We start from the raw sequence: 22,255 nt of genomic DNA on the forward strand, positions 1-22,255 counted from the left end.
ATGAAACCCATCAACTCACTCATCATTGCAGCCCTCTTAGCCGTCGTGCCCGCTCATGCCGCAGAAGAAGCCGATCCGGCCATGGCCGTGCTCAAGCGCATGCGCGAGCAGCTCCGCACCGTCATGATCCAGCAGCAGAAGACCGAGGCCGAGCGCGCCACGCTCCAGGCCGCGAATGTGGACCTCGAAGCACAGCTCAAAAGTCTCGATGCCAAGTTCAAGACGCTCGCCAAGGAAAGCAATGCGCAGAAGGACGTCGATGCCAAGACTATTGGGGACTTGAAGGCAAAGATCATGGCGCAGGAGGGTGAGCAGGCGCGTTTGCAGGCATCGCTGGCCAGTTGGAAAAAAGGCCATCAGGAGATCACGGACGCGGCCAAAAAAATCGAGGCGCAGCGGGCTGAGCTGGCTGCGCGTGTCATCCTGCAGGATCGCACCATCGCCGACCAGCGGCGTAAGAACGACGAGTTGTTCAAGATCGGCAGCGAGGTGTTGTCCAAATACGAGGGCTTCGGCCTCGGCACGGCCATCGCCGCGCGCGAGCCTTTCACGCGCAACATGCGGGTGAAGCTGGAGACGCTGATTCAGGATTACGGAGACAAGCTCGTGGACAGCAAGATCAACCCCGAGGCAAAAACCGTCTCCAAGGAACAGGCCGCGAAGGTAGAGAAGCCCGCGCCGACAACCCAACGCTAAGATGAAACTGCTGCACACCAGTCTAATCTTCGCCTGCGGCCTTGTTTGTGCCGCAGACGACACTGATCCGGTCATCGGCAGCATTGGGGGCGTTGAATTGAGAGAGCGCGAGGTTTTGGAATCGCTCGGCGGCCTCGGCACGATGGACAAGGAGGCGCTGGCGAGCGAGCCAGCCGCTTTGAACAAGCTGGTATGTTCCATGCTGGTGCAGCGGGTGATTTACCAAGAGGCACTGGAGAAAAAGTGGGATGTGGAGCCTGCCATCCAACCCCTGCTCAAGAGCACACGGGAGGCGGCCATCACCGACAGTTACTTGAAGTCTCTCTGCCGACCACCGGAGGGGTATCCGAGTGAAAGCGAGCTGCGCACCGCTTACACAGCAAGCCGTGAGGCGCTGACCGTGCCGCGCTCTTATCGTCTTGCGCAGGTTTTCATCGCCGCGCCAGAAGAGGGCGCTGAAAAGACCGCCAAGGCGCGGCTTGAGGCGATTCTCAAGCGTTTGAAGGCTGCGGAGGCGGACTTTGGCCAAGTGGCGCGTGAGATGAGCGAGGAAAAGGAGAGCGCCGCGCGCGATGGTGAGATCGGCTGGCTCAGCGAAAAGCAGATCCAGCCCGAAATCCTCGCGGCGCTGCCCAAACTGCGTTTGAACGTGGTTTCCGAGCCGGTGCGGCTCAAGGACGGCTGGCACATCCTCAAGGTGCTCGACGCGCGTGAGCCCTTCACTCCCATCTTTGACCAGGTGCGTGTGCAACTGTCGCAGCGTCTCCGGGCGGAGAAGATCCGGGCCGACATGCAGGCTTATGTGGCGGAAACGTTGCAAAAGCACCCTGTGGCTATCAACGAGGTCGCGCTGTCTAAGCTGCTCCAGGAAATCCCGCCACGGGACTCCGTCATCAAACCCTGACCATGCTCATGACGCGCTTTTTATCCCTGCTGCAATCGTTCTTTGCCCACACGCTGGTGGTGCTGCTTTTGCTGACGCCGACCACGCAGGCGGGAGACATTCTGCGCATGAACGCGAGTGCGGGTGGTGGCTCTGCCGCCGTTCCGGGAGCCGCAGGCGCGGCGGATGCGAACGCCATCAACACCGCCGCCGCAGCCGCCCAGGCACGCGCGAACGCGAATGACATGCTGGCGCGCAACACGATGGCCCTGCAGGCGGTGACGGCGATGCAGGAGGCCGCGCGTGCGCTGGCGGCCACCTCGAACAATCTGGGAGCCAATCCCAACTTTCCTGGTCAAACTTTGCCGGACGTGCCGAACGGCCTCGGAGCCGGTGGCCTGGAGATCACAGGCACGCCGGTCGGGGCCACGACTCCTCAGCAGTCTCTGGAAAATGCCCGCGCCATTGTGAGCATCCAGCAGACGCAGCAGCAGGCGCTGCTGGATTGGAAGACGTTCAATGTGGGAAGGGAGACCACGGTGCGCTTCGATCAAAGCGCGGGCGGAGCTGACGCGGCCACCTGGATCGCCTTCAACCGCGTCACTGACCCTTCGGGCAACCCGACGCAGATCCTGGGTTCCATCGAGGCTCAGGGGCAGGTGTACATCATCAATCAGAACGGCATCATCTTCGGCGGCACGAGCGTGGTGAACACGGGGTCGCTGGTGGCCTCGGCACTGCCTCTGAACGAAAACTTGGTCACACGCGGATTGTTGAACAATCCTGACGCGCAATTCCTCTTCTCCGCCAATGCCCAGCCGGCCGGAACCAAGGGCCCGACACCGGCTTACACGCCGCCTGCGGTGCCGGCCTTTGGCCGCATCGGCAACGTGACGGTGCAGGCCGGGGCGCGCATCACCGCGCCGACTTCCTCGGCCAATGTGGGCGGACGTGTGGCGCTCATCGGCCCGAATGTGACGAACGCGGGCACGATCAGCACGCCGGACGGTCAGACGGTGCTTGCTGCCGGCATGCAGGTCGGATTTGACGCTCATAGTTCGGATGATCCTTCCCTGCGCGGCCTGGATGTGTTTGTGGGTGATGTGGGAGCTTACGGCGGCACGGCCACCAACACGGGGCTGATTGAGGCTCCGCGCGGCAGTGTGGTGATCACTGGCAAAAACGTAAACCAGGACGGCTTCATCAACAGCACCACTTCGGCGGCGCTGAATGGTCGTGTGGACCTGCTGGCGGAATACAACGCCATCCCCAACACGAACTACACGCCGTCCGATGCCACCTTTGGCCGGCCGTTTGTTTATCAAGCCAGCATCTCCACCGGCGTGGTGAGAACCGGGGCGGGATCGGTAGTCCAGATTTTGCCTGAGTATAGCAGCGCGTTGAAGGTCGTGGGAACAGAGCTGGCGCTGAAGTCCCAGGTCAACATGCTGGGGCTCGGTGTTTATTTGGGCCAGGGCTCGGTGGTGCTGGCTCCCAACGCGAATGTGGTCATCAGCGCAGGTGTCTGGGATTTGCTGCTGACCACCGGCATCACGGACCAGACTTTTGTGAACTCTTCCGGCCAGGTTTACCTGGATCGCGGCGCGGTCGTCAACGTGGCCGGATCGGTTGGCATCGCCGCATCCATCGACCAGTACATTCTCACGGTGAATTTGCGCGGGGCGGAGCTGGCGGACTCGGCGCTGCAACGCAACGGCGAGCTTCGTGGCGCGGAGGTGAAGGTGGATCTGCGCAAGCATGGCACGCGCGCCGACGGCACGGAATGGGTGGGCACGCCTCTGGCCAACCTGAACGCCTATTTGAATGTGATTGAGCGCAACGTGGGACAGCTCACCGTGGCAGGCGGGACGGTGACGATGAACGCGGGGGAGTCTATGGTAATGCAGGAAGGTGCGGTGGTGGATGTGTCGAGCGGCTATCTGGACTTCCCAGCAGGTCAGATTGAGACCACGCGTCTGAGAGTCGGGAACACTTTGGTGGACATCGCCGACGCGCGTCTGGATGTGTTGTACGACGGGATGTATGACCCGGTCACCACGACTACGGATGCTCGCTGGGGTGTGACCACCACTTCGAGAGCAATCTTCACGCCGGGAGCGCATTACGAGGAGGCGCATACTTATGGTGCCCGCACTGCGGGCGGTGTCCAGATCGCTGCCGCCGCCATGGCGCTGGATGGAAGCTTCCGTGGCAACACCGTGACCGGGCCGCATCAATTGTCAGAAGCGCCGGCACGCAGCACACTGGCGCTCATTTTCCGCGCGCAGCAACTTCTGCGCGCCCCGCTGGAGTATCCTTTCTATTCCCCCACGCCACCGGCCATTGAGTTCCGCTCAGGTGCCTCCGGCCTGCCTGCGGCGAATCCCTTTGCACTGACTGGCGGCGGTGTCCCGGTGGCGCTGCGCCAGGAGCGTCGAGACAGGCTGGTGCTTTCTCCCGAGCTGCTCACCACGCAGGGTTTTGGAAATCTGACGGTGGACAACAGCGATGGTGACATCCGGGTTCCGTTGAATGTGACGCTGGCCGCGCCGGCCACGGGTGTGATCACTCTGCGAGGCGCCAATCTGGACATCCAGGGCCGCATCTTTGCTCCAGCAGGCCAGATCAGCCTCACGGCCTACAATGTCTCGCCTTACACCACCGCCATCCTCGGGGCCACAGGTCCTGGGGCTGTGATTCCACCCGTGAACCTCACTCGGGGCCGGGTGACTGTGGGCAGTGCGGCCGTGCTCAGCGCGGCGGGGTTGGTGGTCGATGACCGGATGGAATCCGCCACCGCTTTTGTGGTGCCGTTGGAGACGCTTTCAGCCACTGGCACACATCGCAGCACCATGGTCGGCGGCACCATCAGCATTGCCGCGCACACGGCGCAGATTCTCAGTGGCAGCCTGCTGGAGGTCAGCGGTGGGTTCCACATCGACCAGAATGGTGACATCGAGTATGCGAACGCCGGTGGCATCACGGTACAGGCTGGCCGTGATCCGATGCTCAGATCCTTGCTGGGCGGAAGCTTGCAACTGGACGGCCGTTTATTGGGGCTTTCAGGTGCGAAAGGCGGTGCGCTGACGCTGCTGGCCCCGGTGATCCAGATCGGCGGAGCGGCCACAGTGGCGAACACGTTGCTGCTGGCCCCGGAATTTTTCAGCAGCGGCGGATTCACCAGCTACAAACTCACGGGCCTCGGCGTGGACATCACGCCTCCGGGCGGCACGGAAATCTTTGCCCCAGGAGTGATCCTCAGCGCAGGCACGATCATTCGCCCAGTGGCGCATAGCATGCAGGTTTTGGTGAATCCGCAGGGAGGGGCGATGCAGGTGGACACGCTTTTGAAAACGGAAGGTTATCGCTCGCCGGTAAGCCTGGATTTCGAGGCGCCGGGTGTGCTGGACTTTGTGACCAGCCTCATGGTTTTGCGTGGCGGGGTGAAGCTTGGCGAGGGTTCCTCCATCGAACTCGACGCGCTGGGTGGTGTGGTCTTGAATGCGCAGACGGTGGAGGTACTGGGGACCATCATCGCGCCGGGTGGCTCGGTCTCGATCACCGGAGCGGGTGAGTTTCCCTCGAATACGGTTCCTGCGACAGCGTATGCCACGGTGCATCTGGGGGCGACAGCGCGGATCTCCACCGCTGGCAAGGTGGTGCTGCTGGATGATCCCTATGGCCGGCGTGTTGGCACCGTCCACAAGGGTGGTTCGATCAGTGTGAGCGGCAACATCGTCGCCGCTGCGGGCGCGGTGCTGAATGTCTCCGGCACCACAGGCATGCTTGACCTGCTGCTTCAGGAAGCAGGAGTGAATGAGGCGGTGTTTGCCGCCGGGCTGACCCAGGCATCGATTTTCCCCGCAACGGGTGTGACCGCGCCGCCACGCCTGGCCTTGGGGTCATCCGTGGCCACACGCAGCGACAGCAACGCAGGATCCATCTCGCTCAAAGGCAGCGAGGTTTTGTTCAGCGCCGCCACCTTGCTCGGTTTGGCAGGAGGTCCGAACGGCCAGGGCGGCATGCTTGCGGTGTCATCCGGGCGCTTCATTGCTCCTGGAGCGACGAGGGATGATAAAGACATCAATCTCAGAGTCGCGCAGGACATCAGCGCGTTCACGCAGCCGGTCTTTGTGCCCGGACAGGACGTGGTGGGCCAGGCGCTCGGCGCTGGCATCGTGAATCTGGGTTATGTCGGTGTGAATTCTTTCCAGAACGGCGGCTTTGACTCGCTCACCCTGGCCGGAAACGTGCAGTTTAGCGGTGCGGTGGCTGTTTCCGCGCGTGGAACTTTGAAGGTGGCTGACGGCGGCGTGCTGGCGGCGGACGCGCTGACACAACTCAGCGCATCCCATGTGGCGTTGGGACGTCCGTTGATGAAACCCACCCGCGACGAGGAACTGCTCAATCCCTACATCCTGTCAGTGCCGGGCTTTGGCGAGGTGTTCAGCAACTTCAGTCCCACCTTTGGCACCGGCAGACTGGAAGTGACGGCAAATCACATCGACGTCGGTTTCCTCTCCTTGCAAAACATCGGTCGGGCCCGTCTGACGGCGCGGCAGGATCTGCGTGGAAATGGTTATTTCGACATGGCCGGGCATTTGACCGTCACTGCCGGACAGGTTTACCCCACGACTGCCTCCACCTTCACCATCACGGCTTACAACTACACCGATGGCGGTGTGCCAACGAACGGCTCGGTCACGATCTTGTCCTCCGGACAAACACCGGAGTTTCCGCTCTCTGGCGGCGGACGGTTGAACATTTTTGCCTCGACGATCACGCAGGGCGGCACGCTTCGCGCTCCGTTGGGAAGCATCCTGCTCGGATGGGATGGTTCTGGCACGGCTCCGAAGGGGCTGGTCACCAACACGAACGTGCCTGTGACGCAGCAGGTCACTTTGGCGGCGGGAAGTGTGACGTCGGTGTCTGCCATTGATCCGCAAACGGGCCTGGGGGTGACGCTTCCTTACGGTATCGTGAAGGATGGCACCAACTGGATTGATCCCACCGGTCTCGACATCACCAGCACGGGTGCGCCAGGCAAATCGGTGCGGATTTCGGCCGGCAATGTCACCACGGCGACAGGATCGCTGATCGACATCCGTGGCGGGGGCGAGTTGTATGCCTACCGCTGGGTCCAGGGCAATGGCGGCACGCAGGACATCCTCGCCAGTTCCACCCGCTTTGCCATTCTGCCGGGTTACAATTCTCTCGTTGCACCCTACGGAGCTTTTGCGGATGTCGGACTGTTCGCGGACAACCTGGGCGGCGATCCCGGTTATGTGAACGAGAGCCTGGCCGTGGGGGATCAGATCTTTCTCAAAGGCAACAACCTGCTGCCCGCTGGTGTGTACACGTTGCTTCCAGCGCGTTATGCGCTGCTCCCGGGAGCGATGCTCGTGACGCCGGATGCGATCACGCCCGTTGGCACCCAGTTGAAACCTGACGGCGCGGCATTGGCCTCGGGCTACCGCTTTAACGGACTCAATGCTGCCGCGACCAGCACGGTTTATCAGCAGTTTGAGATCGCGCCGCAGCAGGTCATTCGGGCGCGCTCTGAGTTCACGGATTTCACGGCCTCCAGTTTCATTCCGGCTGCGCAGCAGCGGCTGAGCCTGCCGGTGACTCGTGTGCCTTTGGACGCAGGCCAGGCGGTGCTCAGCGCTGTGACCAGCATGCAACTGACGGGCAATCTGGCCGCAGGTGGTTCGATGAACGGCCGTGGTGGTTTCGTGGATGTCAGCAGTCCACTGGAAATTATTCTGGCTGCTCCTGGCGCGGCCTTGCAGCCTGGCAAACTGGTGCTCAACACCACGCTGCTGAGTAGTTGGGACGCGGAAAGTCTGCTCATCGGTGGTGAACGCACCCTGGCTGGCGGTAGCGCCACCATCACCGTGCGCACCGGCAATCTTACGCTCGACAACGCCGGTGCCCCGCTGACGGGCAAGGATGTGATCCTCGCGGCCACGGGTGTCATCACGCTCGCGCCAGGAGCGGTCATCACGCAAAGCGGTGTGCCGGCCACGGCGGATTCTCTCGCCGTCAATGGCAACGGAGCGCTCGTGCGAGTGAGCGGCCTGGCCTCTGCGGCTTTTTCCCGCACCGGTGTCACGGCCTCGGTGCTGCCTGCGCTGAACGTGGGTGCTGGAGTTTTGCTGAACGGGGCCAGCCTGACCTTGGATTCTACCAACGCCAGCACGCTGGACCCTGCGGCGCTTTTGCTCGGCCAGTCGATCAATCTCAGCAGCGGCCAGATCAGTGTGCAACTGACCAATCCCGGCGCTTTGCAGCCCACCACCGGTCTGGTGCTTGGCGGTGCGGTGCTCACGGGCCTGCAAAACACCGCCGCGCTGTCCCTGCTGAGCTACTCCTCGCTGGACTTCTACGGCACGGGTCTGTTTTCCAACACGGGGTCGCTGGCCTTGCGTGCCGGGGAGATTCGCGGCTTCAATCACGGCGGCGGCACGGTCAGCATCGCCGCATCAGACATCCTGCTCGACAATCGTGCGAATGGGGTCGCCCCCGGTGTCGTGGCCGGAGTCAGCGGTGCGTTGCAAATCACCGCCAACACGCTCACCATCGGGCAGAACGCGCTCGTGGTCAGCCAGTACACCACCGTGGGCCTGAACGCCGCGCGCGGCATTTGGATGCAGGGCAGCGGTTCCTTCCGCGTTCGCGGGGATTTGAATGTCGTCACGCCCTTCTTCAACGCTGGCAACGGTGCCACGCAGTCCCTCGCCGCAGATGGTGCGCTGAGTCTTGAACGTCCCGTGGGATCAGTGCTGACACCCTTAAGTCCAGGTCTGGGGGCGCAGGTGGCGTTTGAAGGGGCCAGCATCACCGCCAACACGGACGTGTATCTGCCCAGCGGCATCCTTTCGTTGCGCGCACGAACCGGTGCTCTCAATGTCGGTGGCAGGCTGGATGTCGGTGGAGTGGCGCGGACGTTCTTTGATGTCGTGAGTTACACCGATGCCGGACGAATCACGCTTTCGGCCGATGCCGGAGCGGTGACGCTCGGCACGCAGGGGGTGGTCAATGTGGCCGCGGCAGCCGCTGGCGGAGACGCGGGGCGTTTGATCGTGAACGCCACAGGGGTGCTCACTCTCGACGGCACATTGCTGGGGCAGGGCGGGCAAGGAGGGCAGGGGGGAGCTGTGGAGCTTGATGTGGGCAGCCTTGCCTCGTTCACGGCGCTCAATGACAAACTCAACAACGGTGCCTTCACACATGAGCGTGCTTTACGCGTGCGCACGGGCAGCGTGGTGATCGACGGCACCGTCAACGCCCGCCGTTTCATGCTGGGCGTGGATCAGGGATCGATCACAGTGAACGGCACCATCAACGCCGCAGGCCAGACCGGAGGGCGGATTGATTTGATCGCCCGAGACAGTGTCACGCTCGTCTCCGGCTCACAGCTTACTGTGGCCGCGCAGCTTTTTGACAGCGCAGGCAAGGGCGGATCAGTGCGGCTGGAGGCCGGAGCATATGTCAGCAACACGATCAACACCTCCGCCGAGCTGAATGTGGCCTCCGGCTCCACGATTGAACTCTCGGTGGCTGCCGCGAACGCGGGCAGCGCCCAGCGCGGCCAGTTTACCGGCACGCTGCACCTGCGCACGCCGCAAAACGCCGCTTTCAACGATGTGCTCGTCAGTCCGATCAATGGCAGCATCATCAACGCCTCCAGCATTCTGGTGGAAGGTTACCGCCTCTACGATCTCACCGCTTCAGGCGGCACCATCACCTCCGCGATCCAGACCAGCATCCACACGAACTCCCAAGCGTTCATGGGGGCCGCCGGTACCACCGTCGCGAATTACACTGCGATGACCAACCGGCTGCTCGCCAACAACGCCGGGCTGGCGTCCGTGTTGGTCCTGGCTCCCGGCGCGGAGATCGTGAACCGAACCGGCGGACTCGTGCTGGGCACCACCACCTCTGCTGCCACGAACGACTGGAACCTTGCCACCTTCCGCTACGGTGCCAAAAGTGCTCCAGGTGTGCTGACCCTGCGTGCAGCAGGCAATCTCGAATTCTACAACACGCTCAGCGATGGCTTCACCGTCGCCACCAGCGGCAGTATTCCCATCGTTGAGCGCATGTGGATGGCACAGTTGACGGCACGAAACAACAATCTGCCCGTCAACAGCCAGTCATGGAGCTACCGCATGGCTGCGGGGGCTGATTTTTCTGCGGTAAACTTCCGCGAAGTCACGCCGCTGGCCGGTCTCGGTGCCGGAACTGGCTCGCTCCTGCTTGGCAAGGACGCGGGGCAGGCCACTCCAGCCAGTGCGGGCATCAACACTGCGCCGGGCACCAACGCGCTGACGCGCCTGGCCATCAATCCAACCAACAACACCGCCACCACTGGCAGTCCCACGGTCTCCAACCGGTTTCAGGTCATCCGCACCGGCACCGGAGAAATCGAAATCTTCTCCGGGCGCGACGTGCAACTGCTCAATCAATTCGCCACCATCTACACCGCCGGTGTGACGGTGCCGAGTGTGACCAACGTCTTCACCGCCGGAGATTTCGTCGCTCCCATCGTCACGCCCTCATCTGGCAGCACGCCTCCCCAGGGGGACTCTCTCGGTGCCGTTCAGCAGCTTTACCCGGCGCAGTACAGCATGGCCGGCGGCAATGTGAGTGTGAACGCGCAGGCAGACATCGTGCATCTCACGCGTGACACAGGCGGAAATCTGATCCTGGATTCACAGCGCCAGCTTCCGAACAACTGGTTGATGCGAAGAGGCTATGTGGACGGCACGGGCGCGTACGGTGCCACCTTGGTTCAAGCCACGGTTTTGCAGCGCGTCAATGACGTCGCGGCTTCCACCACCTGGTGGGTCAATTTCAGCAACTTCTTCGATGGTATCGCCGCGCTCGGCGGCGGCCATGTGAATCTCGCCGCTGGCAACGATGTGCAAAACGTCAGCGCCCACACGCCCACCAACGCCCGTGCCGTGCGCGGCACGCCCAGTGTGGCGAACTTGTTGGAACTCGGTGGTGGTGATTTGACGGTCAGAGCGGGGCGCAACATCGATGGCGGTGTTTTTTATGTGGAACGCGGAACCGGAGTCCTTCAGGCGGACGGTGCCATCACCACCAATTCGACACGCTCGCCCTCGCTCGGAAGGCTGGGGGGCTCTGCCAGCATCCTGCCGGAAGACACATGGCTGCCGACCACGCTCTTTGTCGGCAATAGCACCTTCGACATCAGCGCCCGTGGGGACATCCTGCTGGGACCCGTGGCCAACACCATGCTGCTGCCACAGGGCGTGAACAACAAGCACTGGTACAAAACTTATTTCTCCACCTACACGGCCGGCAGCGGTCTGGGTGTCACCTCGCTCGGTGGGGACATCACCTTCCGTCAGGCCGCCACCCTGCCGCTGACCAGCACGCCGGAATCCATGCTCAGCCTCTGGATGAAAAACGAGCTGTTACTAAGCTCCAGTTCGGCCGCCAATTACCAGCCCTGGTTGCGTTTGATCGAGACCAACGTGGATCCCTTCGGCACGCTTACCAATCTCATGCCAGGAACACTTCGGGCCAGCGCTTACTCGGGTGACATCAATCTGGTGGGGCGCATGACATTTTCACCTTCGCCCACCGGCACCTTGGAGTTGCTCGCCGGTGGCTCTCTCAACGGTCTCAGGCCTTCGGGGGTGTCTTCTTCCATCATACCAGGTGGGCAGACGAATGTCTGGACTGCGGCCACGTTGAACCTTTCCGATGTTAAGCCCTCCGCCGTTCCTGGCGCGCTATCTCCGTTTGCTTACTACCAGACTTACCTCAATCCGGCCGTGCCGCTCAACAACAGCACTGCCCGGGAGACAAGCAGCACCTTCCTTAACAACCTAAACTCGCTGTTCAACGAATCCGGCTCCACGACCGGCAACTTTGCCTCCACCCAGGCAAAGCAGACTTTGCACGCGTCCGGTCTGCTTCACGCCGCCGACACCTCGCCGGCGCGTCTTTACGCGGCGGGTGGCGATCTCTCCGGTTTCACGCTCTTCTCGGCCAAATCCGCCCGCATCCTTTCGGGTCGTGACATCAGTGACATCGAATTCTACATCCAGAATGTGCGCTCCACCGACCTGAGCGTGGTTTCAGCCGGGCGCGACATCATTGCGTACAACGCCAACTCGGTGCTCCGCTCCCAGGCGGTCAGCACAGACAACCTCACCGCGATTGGTGAGACGCCAAAGTCGGGAGACATTCAGATCAACGGTCCTGGCACACTGCAGGTGCTCGCCGGCCGTGACATCAATCTAGGCACTGGCTCCAACAACTCGGATGGCACCGGCGTCGGCGTCACCAGCATTGGCAATGGCCGCAATCCTTATCTCCCATTCGAGGGCGCGGACATCATCATCGGTGCCGGCATGGGGGCTGCGGCGGCGGGCCTGGGCAGCACCAGTGCGGACTTCAACACCTTCATCGCGAACTTTGCCACCAGCCCGGCCGGGGATCGCTATCTTCAGGAATTGGCGGGAATCCTTGGGGTTTCTTCGGTGAATTTGAATGATCCGGCCCTCACCGCCGAGCAGCAGAAGCAGCTTGCACTGGCGCTCTTTTACCTCGTTCTGCGTGACGCCGGGCGTGATCACAATGACCCCGACAGTCCGAACGCTGGCACTTACACCGAGGGCTTTGCCGCCATAGCCGCGCTTTTCCCCAGGACCAGTCCGGGCACCATCCAGACCCAAGCGCGTGACATCCGCACCAAGAGCGGCGGTGACATCAGCATCCTGGCTCCTAATGGTGGCCTGCAACTCGCCCCGACCCTCATTGGCGAGACGTTGGCACCGCCGGGAATCATCACCGAGGCAGGCGGAAGCATCTCCATCTTCACCGAAGGGGATGTCAGCATCGGCATCTCGCGTATTTTCACTCTGCGCGGCGGGGACATCATGATCTGGTCTTCCTCGGGAGACATCGCCGCCGGTTCCTCCGCCAAGACGGTGCAGTCCGCCCCGCCCACCCGCGTGTTGATCGACCCGCAGAGCGCTAGTGTCCGCACTGACTTGGCCGGTCTCGCCACGGGCGGTGGTATCGGTGTGCTTGCCACCGTGGCAGGCGTGGCACCCGGCAATGTCGATCTCATCGCTCCTTTTGGCGCGGTCGATGCGGGCGATGCGGGCATCCGTGCCACGGGCAATCTCAACATCGCCGCCACCATCGTCTTGAACTCGTCGAACATCTCGGTCGGCGGTAGCAGCGCGGGCACACCATCCGCCCCGGCCGTCGCTTCACCAAGTCTGGGCGGCCTCGCCAGTGCCGCTTCCGCCGGTGCTGCCACTACTTCCGCCACCACCCAGTCCGAGCAGCAGAATCAGGCGCAGCCGACCACCGCTCAGGAAATGCCCTCCATCATCTCTGTCGAAGTCATCGGCTACGGCGGCGGGTCTGGTGAGGATGAGCGCAAGCGCAACGAACCCGGCGAATAAACCGCCCTGACAATCACCATGGCCTTCCAATTCAATCCCGACGAGCAGCAGCAGATCCCCGAGATGACACCGCCGCCGGAGCGCGTCGGGCGGTTCAGCATCGCCATCTTCGGTGCCTTCGTCACACTGCTCCTTGTTTGGTTTGCCTGGACTCCTGCCGCCTCCGCCGTGAAGGCCGCGCTCGGCCGCCGCTGTGCCCGCGAGGCCCATGTGGCGCTTGAGGCCAAGAATTGGGGCCGCGCCGCCGATCAGACCATCGCGGCCCGGCGCTGGGCACCGGAGGATGTGGAGGTTATTCGTGTCGTGGTGGAGTTTTTGAAACTCTCCAACTCTGATCCCGTCGGTCTGGCGCAGCAGTTGCGCAGACTGGCGGAAAAAACGACGCTCACCGAGGAAGAGAACCTCCTGCTCGGCCGCACTCTCGCCAACACCGGCAAAACGGACGAAGCGCGCACGGTGTATGAGCAGTTGCCTCTCAGTGTGAGCACCCGGAAGCCTGCGCTTGAGCTGCTGTCCGTCATTTTGAAATCGGAGGGACATGAGCAGGAGGCGCAGGAGCTGTCTCGTCGTGCGACGCAGGAAAACACGGCGGACACACCCGAGGCAAGGCTGCAAATCGCGGAGCAAGACGGTAGAAGCCCGTTTGTCGAAATCCGCCGCCATGCCCATGCGCAACTGTGGGAGCTTGCCCGGCTCGAAACTGCCATCGCGATGGATGCGGTGCGAAGGCTCTCGGCCGATCCATTGCTTACCGCCGCCGAGGCGCATGAGTTACTGGCACTCGTCGGGACACACGCTCACAAGACGCTGCCGGTCAGGCTGGGCATCATCTCCGCGCTCATGCGCCTGCTGCCAGGGCAGCGGGATGCATTGGTGGCGCAGGAGGTGAAAAGCTTTCAGTCCGACGAAGGCGGCAATCTGGAGCAGATCGCTTACTGGCTGATGACCGAAGGGCAGTCGGAGCAGGTCTTCCAGTTGGTGCCGCAGGAGCTGGCCGTCAAATCCCGTGAGCTTTATCCCATTCTCATGCAATCCATGGCTCAAGCAAGGCGATGGGATGAACTGAAAAGTCTCCTGTCTGCTCCCAGGGTGCCCGTTTCACGCAGTCTCGTGGACTTGGCAATGGCTGAGGTTCAAAGTCATCTGCAACCGGACCTGCGGGAGTCCCGTCAGTTGATCGAGGGCACTCTCAAGGCTGCTGCGGGTGATCGCACCCCTGAAACCTTCACGGCCGCCGCATCCCTGGCTGCAAAACTCAATCTGGCGGACATCGCGGCTGTCGCCTACCGCGAAGCCGGCCTCAGGGCTGACGCAGAGAATGCCATCGGCCTGTTGCAAAAGAGCCTTGAATGCGCGCTGCTGGCCAAGGATTCCTCCCTCATGCTCAAGGTGAGCCGCAAACTGCTGGAACTGCGTCCTGCAAGCGCCGCCTATGCCGACCGTCTGGCTTACCTGCGACTGATTTTGGGTGAGGAGATTGAAACCGTCGATGTCACAAGCCACAAAGGGCCCAACGACCTGCGCGCCATGTTCACCATCACCTTGGAACGTGTGCCGCCCGGATTGCTGCGCGCTCTGGCCGCCTACCGGATCGGAGATTTCTCCGCCATCCCGAAGCACCTTGCCGACATTGGCGACACCGCCTCGTTGCCTCCAGGCCAGCGTGCAGTCGTCGCCGGGCTGCTTTCACTCACAGGCAAACCGGACCGAGCTTACCAGATCGCCGAAAAAATTCCTTCGACCCTGCTGCTGCATGAGGAACTCGCATTCCTCGACAAAGCACGTTGATTTGTTGAGCGTCCCATGGCCGGTGAACGCATGACAACCCGGCCAAAGAGGTTGCGGGGCGGCATGGGAAGTGCTTTTTGACCGCTCACGCGTGCCCAGCCGCAACACGCCAAACCTCAAACCATCAACGCACACATCTTCGTTATCATATGAGCCACTGGGATCGCTTTCAGAAGTCTTTCGTCCGTTATCCGGGCCTCGGTTTTTCCATCGACATCAGCCGCATGGGCCATGACGACGGACTCTTCACGCGCATGTCTGAGAAAGTTGAGCGCGCGTTCCAGGACATGCGTGAACTGGAGGCGGGAGGCATCGCCAACCCCGACGAAAACCGCATGGTGGGCCACTACTGGCTGCGGGACTCGAAACTGGCCCCGGATGCCGCATTGAAGAAGGAAATCGACGGCACACTTGAAGCGACGCTGAAATTCGCAGCAGACGTGCATGCGGGCGTGGTGAAGGCCGCGAACGGGCAAAAATTCACACGCGTTTTGGTGGTGGGTATTGGCGGTTCGGCCCTAGGGCCGCAATTGGTGGCGCAGGCGATTACCCCGGCCAATCCGCCGATGGCGATCTCATTTTTCGACAACACGGACCCCGATGGAATGGATCGTGTGCTGGCCGAGATCGGCAGTGAGCTCGCCACCACGCTGACGCTGGTCATTTCCAAGTCCGGCGGCACCAAGGAGACGCGCAACGGCATGCTGGAGGCCGAGGCGGCCTACAAGAAGGCGGGAATCGACTTCGCAAAGCATGCGGTGGCCGTGACTGGCGCGGGAAGCGAACTGGAGAAACATGCCATCGCGCAGGGCTGGATGACTCGTTTCCCCATGTGGGACTGGGTCGGCGGCCGCACGAGCGTGATGAGCGCGGTGGGCACGCTGGCGGCAGCGCTGCAAGGCGTGGATGTGCGCCAGTTCCTGGCCGGAGCTGCGGCGATGGACGCGGAAACGCGAGCACGCCCCGCTTCTGAGAACGCGGCGATGCTGCTGGCGCTGATGTGGCATCACGCCGGTGGCGGCAAGGGCCTCAAAGACATGGTGGTGCTGCCTTACAAAGACCGGCTGGTGCTGTTCAGCAAATACCTCCAGCAGCTTGTCATGGAGAGCCTGGGCAAAGAGCATGATCTCGATGGAGCGGTGGTGAACCAGGGAATCGCCGTCTATGGCAACAAGGGCAGCACGGACCAGCATGCCTATGTGCAGCAACTCCGCGATGGCGTGAACAATTTCTTTGCCACCTTCATCGAGGTGCGGAAAGCAAGGGACACGGCTCCGCTCGAAGTCGATCCCGGATTCACCAGCGGCGATTACTTGCAAGGCTTCCTGCGTGGCACACGCAAGGCGCTGGCTGATAAAGGCCGTGAAAGCGTGACGCTGAGCATTGAGGAGGTCAGCGCCTTCACCCTTGGCATGCTCGTGGGCCTGTTTGAGCGCGCTGTTGGTTTCTATGCCAGCCTCGTGAACATCAACGCCTATCATCAGCCGGGCGTGGAGGCGGGAAAGAAAGCCGCCACAGATTTCCTCAAGCAGCTTGCCCAGGTGCGCAATGCACTGACAGGGAATGGCTTGAGTGCGGGAGAGGTGACCGCGCAACTGGGCATCGACGCCGAGGATGCCTTCCACATGCTTACTCACCTTGCCGCTAATGGCGGGGCGAGGCTTTCACTGGGCGGTTCGCCAGCCGAGGATCGTTTCACAGCTCCGTGACAAATCCTTGTTTGCAGACGTATTTCACGGGCGCTATACGTCGCACCCTCTACTTCCCCCGGCCACATGCGCGAGATTCCCATCCAGTATCAGATCGCCTGCGTGATCCTGACCGCCTTGTTCATCTGGTCGTTCAGCATCGCGCGTGAGCCGCGTGGATGGCGCCGGTTGTTCCAGTCCATGTTCTCGAAGTCGGAGAAGTTCTCCGTGAACAAAAACAAGGTCATCGACGAGGCGCTGAAGAAGTACGGCATTGTCATCGCCATGATCATCTTGGTGGCAGACGTCAGTTGTTTCGTGATGGGTGTGACGCATCCGTTTCGTGAGCGCGCCAAAGCCTTGTCGAAGCAGGAGCGTGAAAGCATGAGCGAGATCAACAAGATCCAGGGGAACAATCCAGAGCCCGCCCGCCGAGGGGGAGGGCTGCTGCCCTGAGTTTTAGCCCGTTCGGCGGGAGAAACAAAAGACGCCCTCAGTTTCGGACGTGCATTTCAACCGAACCTGACTGCGATGCTTTACGAAAGACTGTGCGAAGCTGTTTTTCATCCAGGGGACCTGGGTGACGTCGATCCAGGACAATCGAGGAAAACACATTCGATGCCAGCCAGTCGTTAAACGTTGCTGATGTTTTTTTGAGGGCTGTGGAGCCGATATATTCCTCGTCAATCAATGCTGTGAACACCGCATGTGGTGGCGAGGGGTTGATCCACGGCAGGTTCCACTCAGGCCGCGAGGCAAAAGCGGGCGCTGGAGCTTGTCGCAGGATTTCACGCGCATGTTGTAGCTCTGAATGAGATGCCAGCAGATTGGTCTCTCCTCGAATATGCAAGACCGGCAGCAGTGTGGCCATTCCTTGCAGCAGAACAAGACATGTGAGCAGGTTGGTGGTCGTCTCATTCCGCTGAAAACAAAGTCCTCGTCCGAGAAAACACTGCCACAGCAACATTGCAGAAGCCGCCATGGAGAAGAAAAAGTAATTGTCCGATGCCGCCATCTTGCTGCAGCAAAAACAGTCCCATGGCAGGCTCCAGCAAACAGTCAGAATGGTGAGAAGAAGATGAGCCGGCATTTTGGGCCAGTTCGAGCGCCAGCGTGCTAATTCCATGACAAGCACCAGGCCTGCGGCCGGCAGCAGCGGTGCCTTCGCACAGGCCGAAAAAAGATTTTGCAGCCCGATTTGAGCGGAGACAGGCCAGGCGGTGTTGGCGGTAATGATGTTTGCGCGGTACCCTTCACCGCCGGTGATCATTGTTGCCGCATACAACCCGAACGTGCCCAGAACGGCATAGATCCAGGCGCGGTGGCATTGTTTGAGCAGCAGGAAAAGACAGAATCCACCGATGACATGGACGCTGATCTGCCGAAAGCTCCATGCGGTATATGAAACAAGGATAATAGCGGCGAGCTTCCTGCAATCTGGCTTCTGGATGTACTCCAAGCACAACCCAAAAGCGAAAAGCTCTAAACAGAGGCTTGCAACATCAGACCGGGCTGCCAGAAGCCACCAGCCCATCAGCGGTCCCGAGGCCATGATCGCTGCCAGCATGATGACGGCACCACGTCTGGCCTCCGAACTGCCGATGGCAAGCGCGGTGAAATTGCGCCAGAAGCAGACGGCCAAGATCGGAAGCAGCGCCAACGTCAGCGTATGCGCGATGGTGGGCAGCCAGACATCATCCAGCTCCATCAACTTCATGACAAAAGCGGACACCGCGCCGTAGGATTGGTAAAACAGCCAGTTGTAGTAGCTTGCGGCAAATGGCGGCGCATCCCAAGGGGCATATACTTCCTGGCCGTTTGCAGCCTTCCAGATGCCGAACAGTGCCTCTTCCTCCCGCCCGGATGTCATCACCAGCAGCGGCAGTTTCCATGAAATGCTGCCTTGAATCCGCATGCTCAGCAAAATCAATTGCGCCACCAAGGTTGAAACTGCGGCGATGAAAAAGAACCGTCCGCCGCGCCAGATGGCCCAGCCCGGCTGTGGCGGCGCCTTGGAGGAAGCAGGGTTCATTGATGTGCGGGCGTGGGATTTTCCTCAGTCGTCCTCTCCGCCACCACTGCGACCGGCCGCCTTTTGATTTCCTTGATCATCACTCCCATGTACTCTCCCATGATCCCAAGGCAGAACAGGATGGCGCTGCCAATGAAGGACAGGTAAAGAACAATGGTGGTAGTGCCGGCATTCGCATTGATGTCATAGCCAAAAGGACGGAAACTCGGAACAAACCGGTTCACGGTGAAAAGGGCCGCTGCAATGAGCGCCACCAGTCCTGTGACAAGTCCCACCAGCGTGGCCAGACGCAGCGGCGCGGTACTGAAATTCACGATGTTTCTTACCGCAAGGGCTGCCAGCTTCACAAAGTTGTATTTGCTGCTGCCGTGCCGCCTGGGTGGCCTTTGATAGCTTACCGTCGTTTGCTTGAAGCCGACCCAGGTGCGCAGCCCACGCAACACTGGCGTGGCTTCTGGCAACGCAATGATCGCCTGATGAACTCTGCCGTTGAAGACACTGAAGTCTCCTGAGTCGATGACGAAAGGGTGCTCGGCAATCCAGTTCATCAGGCGGTAAAAACCACCATAGGCGCAGCGCAACCAGAGCGGTGTCTCTTCACGTTTGCCTCGCACTCCGGCGCATACATCAAACCCTTCCTCGCTGACTTGACGATACATTTCCATCAGCACTGCCACCGGATCCTGCAAATCACAGTCGATGATGCCAATCACCTCGCCCCGGGCCTCTCTGAGTCCTGCTGTCAGTGCCGCCTGATGGCCGAAATTTCGGCTGAGCCGGATTCCTTGTATCCGTGAATCCTTTGCGTTGTGTTCCCAAATGCACCGGGCTGTGGTGTCGTTGCTGCCGTCATCCACCAATAACACACGCCATGATCCGCCGGTGGCCTCCTCTAATGCTGGAATGATCTGCTGTGCCAGCACTGGGATGGCAGCTTCTTCGTTGTAGCATGGGACTACGACGCAAAATTTGATGATCTGGCTGGTCATCGGATAGCAGGATGAGTGAGGATTGGCCGTAGTTCTAGAGCGATCCCTTTTTTACGCGTGTCACGACCCGGGTGTCAGCGATGAAGTCATGCAAGCAGCGGCGGTCGGCCCTGAAAATCAGCAGGACATCGGCGATCAAAAGGAATGGCCCGATGTGTGGTAAAAAGCCGATGAGGACGAACAGCAGGCTGCGCAACAACACTGCCTTGAGAAATCCGGCCCTGGAATCATCCGAGAAACGCACGATCTGGATGCCGAGGAGGAGTTTACCAAGCGTCTGGCCGCGAACGGTCAGCAAAATGATGTTGGTGATCACCAAAACGTCCATGAACCAGCCCAGCATCATCAGGGTGGAGTTTCCCGTGGACTGTATTTTTTCAATCTGACGCTGCAAGGCGTCCATGACCGCCTGTGGGTCGTTTTGGATGGTTCGGATCTCCGCCTCGAAACGTTCGTCGATCAGCACGGTGAACATGATCATCATCGGGACCAATATTGAGGCCAAATCCACCAGTGCGGCGGCCAGCCGCTGGCCGAGCGAGGCCTGTTCAAGCCTGCTGGCACGGTCTTTTCGGACTTCCGCCTCCAGGGCGGCGATGGCTGGAATGACCGGAGGCTGTGCCGTGCCGGTTTCCTCCGCCACATCCTTCATGTGCGTCTCCAGCGTCTGCCAGTCCTTCATTCCTTCCGCCCAGCACAGGTCGGTGGGCTGGAAGCGACCGTTGCGCAGGCCGGCGCTCACATCCAGGTCGCTGAAGGTGCCGAGCTGTTCTTCGCCGCGTGCAATGTGGTATTTCATGGGTTGCAGGTTGCCGTGGGGCGTATGCTTGATAGCTGCTAAGCCCACCGCATCAAGCCCCGTCTCCCGATTTGAAAACCATTCTTCGCGTCTTCTCCTACCTGCGCCGTTACCCTCTGCTCGGCGCGGCACAGATTTCATGTGCCATCATCGGCACGCTCATGGTGATCGTGTTTCCACACATCACGCGGGAAGTGCTGGACGTGGTGGTGCCTGGGCAGCAGTGGGAACGCCTTACGCCGTTGGCGCTTTACGCGCTGGCCGCCTACTTCGCCCAGCATCTGTTCAATTCGCTGCGAATCCAGCTCAACAACACCTTTGAGCAGATGGTCATCTTTGATCTGCGCAGCGACATTTACCAGCGCCTGCAGACCCTCCCGCTGCGCTGGTTCGACAACCGGCCCTCCGGCGACATCATGACCACCGTGGCCGAGGACATCCCTTCCGTGGAGCGCGTTTTGATCGACGGCATCGAGCAGGGTCTTGTCTCCGTGCTGCAAATCGTCGTCGTGGGGGTGTTTATGTGGCAGGCGGATGCCACGCTGACGCTGTATGCGCTCATTCCTCTGCCGTTTCTCATCGCCGGGGCGCTGGCCTACACCCGCACCTCGCGCGACCGCCACCGCAAGGTGCGCCGCGCCAGCAGCGCCATGAACTCCCTGCTGCAGGACAACGTCTCCGGCATGCGCCAGATCAAGGCCTACGCCATGGAGCACGAGGAGCACGGGCGCTTCAACCGCGCGAGCGGCGCCCTGCGCACAGCCACGCTGCATGTCATGCGCATCTGGGCCATCTACCGTCCAGGCATGCACTTTTTGACCAGCATCGGCATGGTCATCGTGCTGTGGGTCGGTGCCCGTCAGCTCATGTCGGGGGAGATTCGCGCGGGTGATCTCACGGCCTTCCTGCTGCTGCTCAAATTCTTCTACGATCCCATCGAAAGCCTGCACCAGCTCAATCAGATCCTCCAGTCCGGCCGCGCCGCTGGGGAGCGCGTCTTTGATATCCTCGATGCTGAGCCGGAGGCAGATACCCAGGGCGGGCGCGAGCTGCCTGCCATCACCGGCCATGTTCGTTATGAGAATGTCGGCTTCAGCTACGCAGGCAAAACGCCCACCGTGCATGGCGTGAGCCTTGAGGCGCGGCCTGGAGAAACCATCGCCCTCGTTGGACCCACCGGCGCGGGCAAGTCCACGCTCATCAACCTGCTCACCCGATTCTACGAATACGATGAAGGCGTCATCACCATCGACGGCGCTCCTGTTCACGAGCTGAACAAAGCCTGGCTGCGGCGGAACATCGGCTACGTCACGCAGGAGAGTTTCCTCTTCAACGGCACCGTGCGCGAGAACCTCGTCATCGGCCGTCGTGACGCCACCGACGAGCAGCTCTGGGCCTCCCTGGCCAGCGCCAACGCCGACGCCTTCGTCAAACGCCTTCCCGACCTTTTAGACACTCACGTCGGCGAACGCGGCGTGAAGCTCAGCGTCGGCGAAAAGCAGCGCATCAGCATCGCCCGCGCTCTGCTGCGCAATCCGCCCATCCTTCTGCTCGACGAGGCCACTGCCAGTGTGGATACCGAAACCGAGCGGCAGATTCAGGAGGCTTTGGAGCACCTAATGGCCCACCGCACCAGCTTCGTCATCGCCCACCGCCTCAGCACCGTGCGGAATGCCGACCGCATCTACGTCCTCGACCATGGTCGCATCATCGAACAAGGCACCCACGACGAACTCATCGCCCAGGACGGCATGTACGCCCGCCTCTGCCGCACCTCGCTGATCGCCGCCGGGCAGGCTTGAGACTGTTAGAGCCTGTTATTAACTTTTGCCGAATAGAGAAGAGAGCAAGAGGGTTGCGAAGGCCAGCCAGTGCATGCCGGTCAGAGTCGAGGCCAGACGCTCGTAGTCCCTGGAAAGAC

The 22,255-nt window shown here is 61.2% G+C and carries 10 protein-coding genes; 7 read left to right on the top strand and 3 right to left on the bottom strand.

Annotated elements, in window-relative coordinates; translation table 11 throughout:
- From ACILSI_RS07215 to ACILSI_RS07240, 6 genes are all read left to right on the top strand, one after another.
- On the top strand, positions 1-696 hold the full coding sequence (locus tag ACILSI_RS07215; RefSeq protein WP_395721187.1) for a hypothetical protein: 696 nt from the start codon (positions 1-3) through the stop codon (positions 694-696).
- A gap of 1 nt (position 697) precedes the next feature.
- A complete protein-coding gene (locus ACILSI_RS07220) occupies positions 698-1,600 on the top strand; it encodes a peptidylprolyl isomerase (RefSeq protein ID WP_395721188.1) in 903 nt (300 codons plus the stop codon).
- An 8-nt stretch (positions 1,601-1,608) separates the two neighbouring features.
- A complete protein-coding gene (locus ACILSI_RS07225) occupies positions 1,609-13,038 on the top strand; it encodes a filamentous haemagglutinin family protein (RefSeq protein WP_395721189.1) in 11,430 nt (3,809 codons plus the stop codon).
- A gap of 18 nt (positions 13,039-13,056) precedes the next feature.
- Entirely contained in the window at positions 13,057-14,826 is a 1,770-nt protein-coding gene (locus ACILSI_RS07230; RefSeq protein WP_395721190.1) for a hypothetical protein, read from the top strand.
- Between the two features lie 149 nt (positions 14,827-14,975).
- Positions 14,976-16,535, top strand: a complete 1,560-nt coding sequence (locus ACILSI_RS07235; protein WP_395721191.1) for a glucose-6-phosphate isomerase — start codon at positions 14,976-14,978, stop codon at positions 16,533-16,535.
- 66 nt (positions 16,536-16,601) lie between these two features.
- Complete coding sequence (locus ACILSI_RS07240; protein WP_395721192.1) at positions 16,602-16,970, top strand: hypothetical protein; 369 nt, start codon at positions 16,602-16,604, stop codon at positions 16,968-16,970.
- Positions 16,971-17,007: 37 nt separating this feature from the next.
- Here the strand turns inward: ACILSI_RS07240 and ACILSI_RS07245 are convergent, their stop codons facing one another.
- From ACILSI_RS07245 to ACILSI_RS07255, 3 genes are read right to left on the bottom strand one after another with little or no spacing between them, the layout of a single operon-like run.
- On the bottom strand, positions 17,008-18,546 hold the full coding sequence (locus ACILSI_RS07245) for a hypothetical protein (protein WP_395721193.1): 1,539 nt from the start codon (positions 18,544-18,546) through the stop codon (positions 17,008-17,010).
- The gene (locus tag ACILSI_RS07250) at positions 18,543-19,535 is read right to left on the bottom strand and encodes a glycosyltransferase family 2 protein (protein WP_395721194.1); all 993 of its coding nucleotides are present in this window, start codon (positions 19,533-19,535) and stop codon (positions 18,543-18,545) included. The genes ACILSI_RS07245 and ACILSI_RS07250 overlap by 4 nt, the downstream gene beginning before the upstream one ends.
- A 34-nt stretch (positions 19,536-19,569) precedes the next feature.
- Entirely contained in the window at positions 19,570-20,475 is a 906-nt protein-coding gene (locus ACILSI_RS07255; protein WP_395721195.1) for an RDD family protein, read from the bottom strand.
- Here ACILSI_RS07255 and ACILSI_RS07260 point away from each other — a divergent pair.
- Positions 20,406-22,136 carry an ABC transporter ATP-binding protein gene (locus ACILSI_RS07260; RefSeq protein ID WP_395721196.1) on the top strand — a complete coding sequence of 577 codons (1,731 nt, stop codon included), beginning with the start codon at positions 20,406-20,408 and terminating at the stop codon, positions 22,134-22,136. The genes ACILSI_RS07255 and ACILSI_RS07260 overlap by 70 nt on opposite strands.
- Positions 22,137-22,255 lie beyond the last annotated feature (119 nt).

The organism is Prosthecobacter sp. (assembly GCF_044232965.1).
Lineage (GTDB): Bacteria > Verrucomicrobiota > Verrucomicrobiia > Verrucomicrobiales > Verrucomicrobiaceae > Prosthecobacter.